This is a genomic window from Dyella sp. BiH032 (assembly GCF_031954525.1).
In the GTDB taxonomy this organism is placed as follows: Bacteria; Pseudomonadota; Gammaproteobacteria; order Xanthomonadales; family Rhodanobacteraceae; genus Dyella_D.
Genome location: NZ_CP134868.1, coordinates 188,613 through 197,852, shown reverse-complemented (window position 1 = coordinate 197,852; position 9,240 = coordinate 188,613). Strand labels below are relative to the sequence as shown.

Sequence of the window (9,240 nt, the reverse complement as noted above, 5' to 3'; positions counted from 1 at the left end):
CGACGAACGACACATACGAAAAAGCCCCACGGGTGCGAACCGCAGGGCTTCTTTTCGTAGACCTATGGGATTGGTTGTACACACCCCAAAAGGCCCGGTTTGGCGACCGGTCTTTAGGGTACGACCAAAAAACCATTTGGGTCAAGTTTCGCTCGTCCTCAAAAAAGTGAGGACCCCAAATGACAACTTATGCGCACACCATCCCGAACGCTTCGGCGGTCGCCGACGCCCTGTCGATCCTGCAGCGGCTCCGTCAACACTGCTCGAGCCTCCCTGCGGCCGTCGTACTCCTGACGCTCGCCCAGACCACCGAGTTCGCAGAAGGGGAGTGCACAACCGCGCTCTCCACTTACGAGATCGCCAACGCAGCGTCCATGACGCCGGCTGCTGTGCAGCGTGGAATCAACGCCCTTCGCGAAGCGGGCCTCATTGCCCGCCATCAGCAGATCAAGCAGAAGGGATGCGTCGCCCTCACGCTCATCACGCCAAAAGGGCTTGACATTCTACGCCCATCCGCGCTAGGCGCAACTGCGCTCCCGGCAGGGCTCCTGAGTGACCTTGTGGGTGAACCGCTGAGCGTCATGGAAGCGTGCGCCCGTGCGTGGAAGGAGGGGCTTGTGCCCGACCCGACGCTCCTCCAGGACTTCCGTGGACCGTCTGACGCCTACGAGCGCGTAATGGGTGCACTGCGGGCCAATACCGAGCAAGCGCAGGAGATGCTGATGGCCGCGGTTGACGAGGCCCAGATGATGGCCGACGCGGAAGAGCAGGGCAGGGTGGTCGTTCCGCTCTCTGACGGAAGCATCCTCGAACTCAACGCCGCAGAGTTCGCCGCCCAGGCGCCGTGCCCCGTGGACCTTCGCTTTATCCGCGAAACGCTCTTGCTCGTAATGGCGCGCGGTCGTCAGCTCGACGCACCAATGGCCAAGCGCCTCGCTGCGGAGGCCGGCTACTCGCGAGCCGTGGGCTTTGTACGCGGCCACGCTTGGGAGGCCGGCAGTCGTGTCCTAGCATCGGTGATGTCCCGTGTGACTTGGTCTCGCCCGCGCAGCATCCGGCAAGCCTGGTACACGGCCGTTGAATCGTGCTCAGCAGTCCTCGGAGGGCAGTTATCCACAGGTGCATCGGTTTCAGTTCACTAACTTGGTTTTCCAACAGATAAAAGCTCTCTAAAGAAAACCAGTTAGCTGCCGACAAACGACATGCCTGTGGACCGGATGCCCTGATTGCGCTCTTGGTTGGTCCGCTATGAATCCGGATCGCTTGGGGCCTGCTGTACCCGGACACAGTGCTTAGGAGTGGAACGTGCTGGATGCAAACACCTTTCTGGTAAACGACCTGGTCGACTACGGGTTGGATGCGCTGATGTTCATTCGGCAGGTCGCCGCTCGCGATCCGTCCGCTGCCCAAGAGATCTGCCGTTTCCGCAATCAGCGTTTGCTGTACGTCCTCGAGCGTCTCGACCAAGCCGCCTTGCGCCGGTTGTTGGGCGCTGTCGGTTGCCCGTTTGCCCCCCGAACTGCCGAGCTTCTCGCGGCCCTCGATGCACTGGAAGGCGGGCTTCGTCCGAAGGGTTTGATCAACGCACCTGAGTTCTATTCGGAGAACGAACACTTTGGACGAGAGCTGGAACGCATCCAGCAGCAGTTCTGGACATTGTTCCGCCAGGAAGCCCACCAGAACCACCATTCATGCGCCACGACCTTTGACATCGACGACCACCAGGTCATTCGTCGCATCGCCACGCTGAAGCTGAACGAGCTGCGTCTCCTTGCGCGATTCCCCATTGCCCTTAGGATTAGCCAATCCTCAGGCTTCGAGCTCGCGTTGAGCTTGGAAGGGCAGGGCGTGACGAATCCCACGCGCCTAGCTGTTGCCGGGATGGCGGCTGCATGCTTCGATGAGCCGGCAGCAGAGCACGCGCAAGGGGTGGTGTGATGACGACTCAGAGGCTTGTTGGTAAGGCCCACGACGGGGCCATGAAATTGGCGATCCTTCAGGCCAAGCATCTCGCTGGCTACCAGGAAGGCTCAATCGTCAATTCGGCGGAGCGCCTTGCCAAACTCGGCTTGCGCGCGAGCCTGATCCACGAACTGACCGGCATCCCCCAGAGCAACACCTCGCGCATCGTTAAGTCAGTGGGCAACTTTAAGACTGGTCGACGCAAGACCAGCATCGACGACATCTTCCGAAATGCGACGACGCATCAGCAGATATCGATGTTCCTCGTCATGGTTGAACGCCAGCGCAAACTCAATCCCGCGGGCACACTGCTGGCCTGCCACATCCTGGATGCCGTCCGCAGCATGTGCGCACGAGCACCGAGCCAGCTGCACTCAGCTGACTGGGAGCGCCTCACTGAGGCCGCGCTGTCGCTGCAAACGGGCGCGCTGCGGTTGATCACATGTTCCGCGTGCCACACGCGGCATGTCGTACCATCGAAGGAGAGCGAGGGGCTTGGTGCCAAGATCAATGAGTCCGATCGGGCGTGCCCCCTGTGCCGGATCACCGAGTCGGTGACCACCATGAAGAAAAAGGTGGTTGACGATCGCGAAGTCACGTTCGTCACCACAATCAGACAGGCAGACAACACCGTTATTCCCACCCTTGCGGCCGACCTCTTCGAGCGTCGCCAGCGCCTAAGGGCGGCAGGAGTGGGGGAGCCGAAGACGGCAACACGCTAAACCGGCCCGGGGCAAAACAACAGCAAACAAAGGCAGTGTTTCGCCGCTGACCTCCAGGGGCCGCCACCTAGCATGGGTGGTATGCGCGCCCTCATCTCCGCAGTTCTAACTTCCATTTCCCTGTTGGCCTCCACGCCCGTCAGCGCCGTGCCGAGTGCACAGGCGCCCGCGCCCCCTGGGCGACAGGATTCGCCGCAAACGGCGGCCAAGCCCGAGCGCAATCCGGACGACGGCTGGTTCTTCTACAGGGACCCGCGCGAGGAGGAGAAGAAGAAAACGCCACCTCCCAAGCCGGCAGTGCCGGCGGCGCCGACCGACATGAGCGAAAAGGTCGGTAGCGCCGAGTGGATTCAAAAGAACCTGCCCCGGATCATGATGGACGCCATCAACAATCCGAAGGATCGGGAGAAGGTTGAGCTCTACGGCTACGTCCAGAAACTCGCGATGGACAAATCGGAGCAGTTCGCAAATACGTACATTCGCGTCATGAGCGCCAACCCTGCGCTCGACGAGACGATCAGCAATCCCACAAGCACATTCGCGTTGCGCGAGCTCGACAGCAAGCGCGACACCGAGCGCGCTGCTGTCCTTCAGGAGATCGCGAAGACTACCGGTCTCTGGTACTTCTTCCGGTCCGACTGCCCATATTGCCATCGCCAGAATCCGCTCCTCGATCTGCTGCAGCAGGACTCGGGGATCTCCATCCTTCCGATCAGCCTGGACCACCAACCGCTGCAAGACGGGTCGTATCCAAACTGGGTCGCAGATAGTGGCCAGGGCCAGTATCTCGGCGTGACCAGTACACCGACTCTCTTCATGGTCCATCCGTCAACGGGGCAGCTGGTCAGCCTGGCTGTCGGGCAGCGGTCCCTCCCTGACATTGAACGACGGATCATCGAGATCTCGCGCGACCAGAATTGGATCGACGAGGCAACGTATCAGCGCGCGATGAAAGGAATGCCGCAGCGCTTCATCACGGACGCGTTCGATCCGTCATCGATCGACGATCCCAACGATCCGAAGCAGGTGCTCGACGCACTGCGCCGCGCAGGCATGCACGGCGAAGCGCAACAAGCCGCGACTCTCGATGACCTACAGAAGGCAACGGGAAGCAATGCCACACCATGGAAAGGCTCGGAGTAAGCAGCAATGAAGCGAATTCTTCTACTCGTACTCGTTGCCTTTGCGGCGATCAGCGGTCATGTGCACGCGCAAAGTGGCGTCGCAGGCCAGTCGGCGAACATCTTCAATTCAATGACGAACACAACCGACCCGAAGGTCGTGATGGGCGCGCGCCGAGGCGTCATCACTGGCGGCAGCTTCCAAATGAAGAACCGCATGATGAACGTGCAGCTCATCTCGATGAATGCACCCAACGTGACGGGCGGCTGCGGTGGCATCGATGCATTCATGGGGTCCTTCTCGTTCATTTCTAAGGACCAGATTGTCTCCGCATTGCGCTCTATCGCATCGGCCGCAGTCGGCTACGCGTTCAAGCTCGCGCTGCAAAGCATGTGCCCGTCCTGCGAAAAGATCATGGGCGAGATGCAGAACATGATGAACAACGTGACGATGAACAACATCAACTCGTGCGAGGTGGGGCAATCCATCATCAATGCCGGTGGAGACGACTCGATTGCGCACGGAATTGAATCCATGGGCGCGCCGGTGCGCACCTGGCTTGGTCAGGCCGATGACTACCAGGCCAGTAAGAACCAGAACAAGTCCAGCACTCCGCTCGGCTCACTTGCGAACCAGTCTCCCCAAGTCTTCGATCAGGTTATTCCTGGGAACGTGGTGTGGCGTGCACTGATGTCACAAGGCGTCGGCACGTGGGTTGGACAGCAAAACGATCAGATGCTCGAGGACATCATGTCGCTCACTGGCACGATTATCGTGTGCATGCCTGATGCGGCGCAGAGTGAGTGCTCTGTTGCGGGGGCCCAGGGCAGCAGGATCGGCCAGCAAGGGTCGCTCATCCAGTACCGCCAGCCACCCACCATGACGATCAAGGAGCTTGTGGAAGGGACTGATGGGTCGCGTCAGATCAAGCGTATCCAATGCGTCGGGCAGCACCCGCATGACCTGAACGGCTGCAATCGGATAATCGTGCAGGACTACAGCGACTACGAGGGCCTGCGGACCAAGCTCATGAAGGTATTTCTTGGCGACGGCACCGAAGGGTCGGGCATGTTGGACCAGGTTTACATGGGGCAACGCGCGCCAACGGCACAAGAGCAGGCGCTGATGACCGGTGGTGGCCAGTACACCCAGCTGGCTATCAGCCTTGCCATGAAATCGCCGGCGGCGGCGAAGCGATTCGTCGCCCAATTTGGTGATCTGATTGCGGCGGAACTGGCTCAGGAAATCGTGTTCGTCAACATCGACTCCGCCCTGACCGCTGTTGCCCAGCAAACCAGTGGAGACACGAAACCCATCCGGCAGCTGCTGCAGGAATCTCTGCAGCGTAACCAGGACGAGATGAAGCTCTACTACGACAACGCCAAGTCGAAGAGCGCGGTTATCAACTACTGGTCCGAGATCCAGCACGCGCTGGAGAAGCGCGACCCGGTACAGCGCCCCGTCGGCGCCGTGAACTGAAGAAGGGAATCCTCAGTGCCAAATCTATTTGTCAAGACGGGAAAAGTCTTCGAGATCTACTCGATGGGCGACGGCCTCTATATGAAGCGCGTCCTCGACGGCGTCGCCTCGATGAGCAACAGCGGACTTTTTGTCTCGCTGGGTGCCCTCGGGCTGCTGCTTGGTCTGTTGATGGTCGCTGTTAAGCATGTCTCGAACAACGCCCAGAGGACCGAGTTCGGTGTTCTCTTTTTGTCATTCATTGCATTCTGCGTCATCTTCGGCATGCGGGCGGACGTCATCATCCATGACCTCGGCGGCGCTCCAGGTGCGGTGCAGAATGGCACGTTCCCGGTGGACAACGTGCCGTACGGTGTTGCAGCTGCGGGAAGCATCGTCTCCACACTGGGCCTCACTCTGTCCGAGAAGATGGAGCAGGGCTACGGCCTACCGTCAGGCGGAACAAATCTCGATGGTACGACGGGCTTTGGAAGGAGTTTGGAGTGGATTAACGCGGTGCGAAATTGGGAGCTGCCGGAGTTCGACGACACGGGGTCGAACGGCATCATTTCGCGATTCAAGAACAACGTTTCGTACTACCTGGCGAACTGCACATTTGTTGCGGCAGGCAACGGCCAGCTCAACATGGCGAAAGCCTTCAACACCGCAAATCCTTTCAGCTTCGGCGATACCACGACGGGAGGGCTTGGTTACAACAACCGGTTCATCACCACAAAGTGGGAAGATGCGAATCACAACATCACGGACATGGACTGCTCTGCGGCCCTCAATCAGTTGAATGCCGACGCCGGCAGTGACTCTCTATTCACTGCGTTTGCAAATGCGTCTGCGGTCCGAATGAAGCGCTTGGTACCGGGATACCCAGCCGCACAACAGATGCGGGACGCCTTCAGCGACATTGGCATGGCCGGCGACGAAGCGGCTGCCTACACGATGAGCTCGGCGGTCAATGCGGTTTGGTCTATGGCGCTCCGACGCGGTAGCGATCCCTCGGGACTGGACGTCATGACCGCTGTTATGGTCAACCAAGGGACTGAGCAGCGTGCCACCCAATGGGGCGCCGATGAATCGATGTTCCGCCAGGTGGCTCGGCCGATGGCCGCGTTCTTTGAGTCGATGATCTACGCGATGGCACCGTTCATGGCGTTGGTCGTTGGCTTGGGGGCGTGGGGCTTCCAGAAGCTCATGACGTACATGGTGCTGACCATTTGGGTGGCACTATGGTTGCCCGTGTTGTCAGTGGTGAATCTGTTCCAGATCACCATGGCCCAACATGGCGTCGACGCGATGATGCAGGTGCCCCCAGGGGCAACGGCACTCTCGGTAACAAGTATTGCGGGAGCTGCCAACCTGCAGCATCAGATCGTCAATTGGTTGGCCACGGGCGCAACTATCGCGGCCGCCACACCGGCGATCACCATGATGCTTATCTTCGGCGGTGCTGTAACCGCAAGTGCGCTGGCTGGCCGCATGCAAGGGGCCGAGTTCAGCAACGAGAAGATGGTGAATCCTGACACGGTGAAAGACGCACCGGTCATGGAGCGCAAGGCGATGGAAACTCACGATCAGATGTCGGGCACGGTGGCTACAGGCTCCAGCGAACTGCAGCCGAAGTACCAGACCAGCGACATCCGAAGCGCCGCTACCCAGTCCGCGAGCAGCGAGCTTTCATCTGCGTCCCAGACATTTGCGTCCAACGCGTCCTCCGCGGTGAAGGCAGACTGGACCAACAAGCAAGGTCAGTCGTTCTCTGCCGCGCACACGTTTGACAGCAGGGCAACCGACGCGCAGAAGCAGCTAGTCCAGTGGGGTCAGCAGAACGGCTTCCAGATCGACAATAGCAATGCAGCAACCTTCGCCGCGATGGTTTCTAGCGCGGTGGCCGGCAATTTTGGGGCGGCTGCGAAGATCGGAGGCAACGCTGGCCTGAACATGGCTGGGCAGTCTGGGGGTTCCTTCACCGAGAACGATGCGAAGCAACTTAGCCAGCGCATCGCAAAGTCCATCGCCGAGGGAGGCGACGCGTCCGCGACGATCGCGCGCGCCATCGGCGATACGGTGACGCAGCAGGCGTCGCTTGGCTCCGAGTCGGCGCAGAGCGCGTCGCAGGGTAACGATTACAAGCGCAGTGAGGCAGACCTGCAGCAGAAGCAGCAGAACTACTCTGAGACGGTTTCCGCATCCAGCTCGCTGGCTTCGGGGCAGACGTTGACCAATCAGTCTGTGGCGCACGCTCTCGTGGAGCGAGGGCTCGGCCAACGGGTGGTTGACCAGGCCCGAGAGCACGCCGGTGCACCGGCCTTCAAGGAAGCTCAACAGCGTGTCGCTGAAGCCCCTTGGGCCAGTGCGAACGCACATGAGCGGGACGTACAGGCTGCACTTGTCGCGCTTGATGGCCAGGTTAACTCACCGGGCTCGCTACGCGAGGGGCACAGTGCGGATAGACAGCGAGCCTTGATGGAAGCGCTTGGTGCCGCCGGTGGTGTCTCTGGAGCGGGAGTCATGTCGGCCGCCATGAGCAATCCCGATAGGAATGCCGGTGTCAGCGGAGAGGTGGCGTTCGGAGACGCGACGAGGGCCGTGCAGCACGCTGGAGTCGGAACCAACTTGAACGCTGGCCAGGTAATCGGGCAGGCCAACGGGACAATCGCAGGGCAGGGGGCCGAGGAGGCGAAGGGTAACGTCATTGGTCGAGCTGGCATCTCCGACGCGATGGCAGATCGAGGCACTCACGAAGGCGAGCTTCAACAGCATCGCCAGAACCCTGATGGGTCTGAGCTCGCGCAGCGGATGCATGGCGACTACAAGGAACGGTCACTCGAAATCGGCAAGGATCTTGGCGCTTACCGCGATGCCCAGGCGGAGGGCATGATGGCCCGCGACACTGGAGGTCTGGGTCGCGCGCCGAAGAGTCTGTACAACGACGTCCTCAACAACGGCAATAACACGAGCACGAGCTCTGTCGTCGCAGCGCTGGAGTACAGCTATAACGTCGGCCGCCATCAGCCTACTGATGCAGCGGTCACAACAATCAATCAGAACGCAGACAGTAGCTTTGGCGCAATGTTCGGCCGGGGCATCACTCAGGAGTCTGCCGCGAACGCCGCCTTCGACAAGGATGCAGCGGCAAAGTCCACGCGCGACTTCAACTCGGAATTGGCGCGGATTGAGCGACTTCAGGGAACCGAATTCAGCCCACAGCTTGTGGCGGCTCAAGCGGCTGTCTCCGCGACGCGAATGAACAATGGTGCGTCCCCGTACGTCGCCGAGCGCTACTTCGAGGCCACCAGTAAGCTGACTGACGGCGAGAAGAAGTTCCTCGCGGAGTGGTCCGACAAGGCCCACAACGGCGACGCCGGCGGCGGCGTGGCGGACATCTCGCCTGGCGCAATGGCTGCTGGAAAGAACCCTGAGGGGCTTCAGTTCCGCGAGGATCGGCCCGCGCTCTCCTTTGGTCCGGTGAGTCCCGACGCAAATGGGTTCCAGACCTCCTCATCAGCCCCACAGGCGGGTGCGTTCAAGTTTGGAGGAGCGGGACCAGTGAACCTTATGAGTCCCTCCGAGGGGAGTACGTACGAGTCCGTCAGCGTTGAGGTGGGCGGCGGTGGTCAGGGTGTGCCGACCATGTCCCGGGCAATGCAGTCACCGTTTACGACCGTTGAACGAAGCGCCGCGGGCGCAGGCTCCGCCCGAGCGCCAGAGGACGTCGCTGCATCGCGGGGCCCTGGCGGATAGTCGGAACCAAGAGCCTGCTGAGAAGATTGCAGGGCATAAAAAAGGGTATCCGGATTTTAGTGTGGGAAGACCGCACTAGCCCTTCTTGTCTGACAGCTCTCGTTCGGTAGGTTTCTGGTATCGCAAGGCTTACGCGCTTTTAGCCTTCAGTGTGGGCTTTGTCTGGCGCATGTCGGTGCAAGGAAACAATCAGTGGCAGGTCACCTTGCCCCCGGCTCGA

6 protein-coding genes are annotated in these 9,240 nt (G+C 60.4%); all 6 read left to right on the top strand.

The window, feature by feature from the left end:
• The first annotated feature begins 179 nt into the window (after nucleotides 1-179).
• The 6 genes from RKE25_RS23035 (at nucleotide 180) to RKE25_RS23010 (ending at nucleotide 9,020) form a co-directional block, all read left to right on the top strand.
• Entirely contained in the window at nucleotides 180-1,142 is a 963-nt protein-coding gene (locus RKE25_RS23035) for a helix-turn-helix domain-containing protein (protein ID WP_311842545.1), read from the top strand.
• 163 nt (nucleotides 1,143-1,305) lie between these two features.
• Nucleotides 1,306-1,938 carry a hypothetical protein gene (locus RKE25_RS23030; protein WP_311842544.1) on the top strand — a complete coding sequence of 211 codons (633 nt, stop codon included), beginning with the start codon at nucleotides 1,306-1,308 and terminating at the stop codon, nucleotides 1,936-1,938.
• Between the two features lie 41 nt (nucleotides 1,939-1,979).
• Entirely contained in the window at nucleotides 1,980-2,684 is a 705-nt protein-coding gene (locus tag RKE25_RS23025; RefSeq protein WP_311842543.1) for a hypothetical protein, read from the top strand.
• Nucleotides 2,685-2,765: 81 nt separating this feature from the next.
• On the top strand, nucleotides 2,766-3,827 hold the full coding sequence (locus RKE25_RS23020) for a conjugal transfer protein TraF (protein ID WP_311842542.1): 1,062 nt from the start codon (nucleotides 2,766-2,768) through the stop codon (nucleotides 3,825-3,827).
• Between the two features lie 6 nt (nucleotides 3,828-3,833).
• Nucleotides 3,834-5,285, top strand: coding sequence for a conjugal transfer protein TraH (locus tag RKE25_RS23015; RefSeq protein ID WP_311842541.1), 1,452 nt, complete (start codon nucleotides 3,834-3,836; stop codon nucleotides 5,283-5,285).
• A 15-nt stretch (nucleotides 5,286-5,300) separates the two neighbouring features.
• On the top strand, nucleotides 5,301-9,020 hold the full coding sequence (locus RKE25_RS23010) for a conjugal transfer protein TraG N-terminal domain-containing protein (protein WP_311842540.1): 3,720 nt from the start codon (nucleotides 5,301-5,303) through the stop codon (nucleotides 9,018-9,020).
• Nucleotides 9,021-9,240 lie beyond the last annotated feature (220 nt).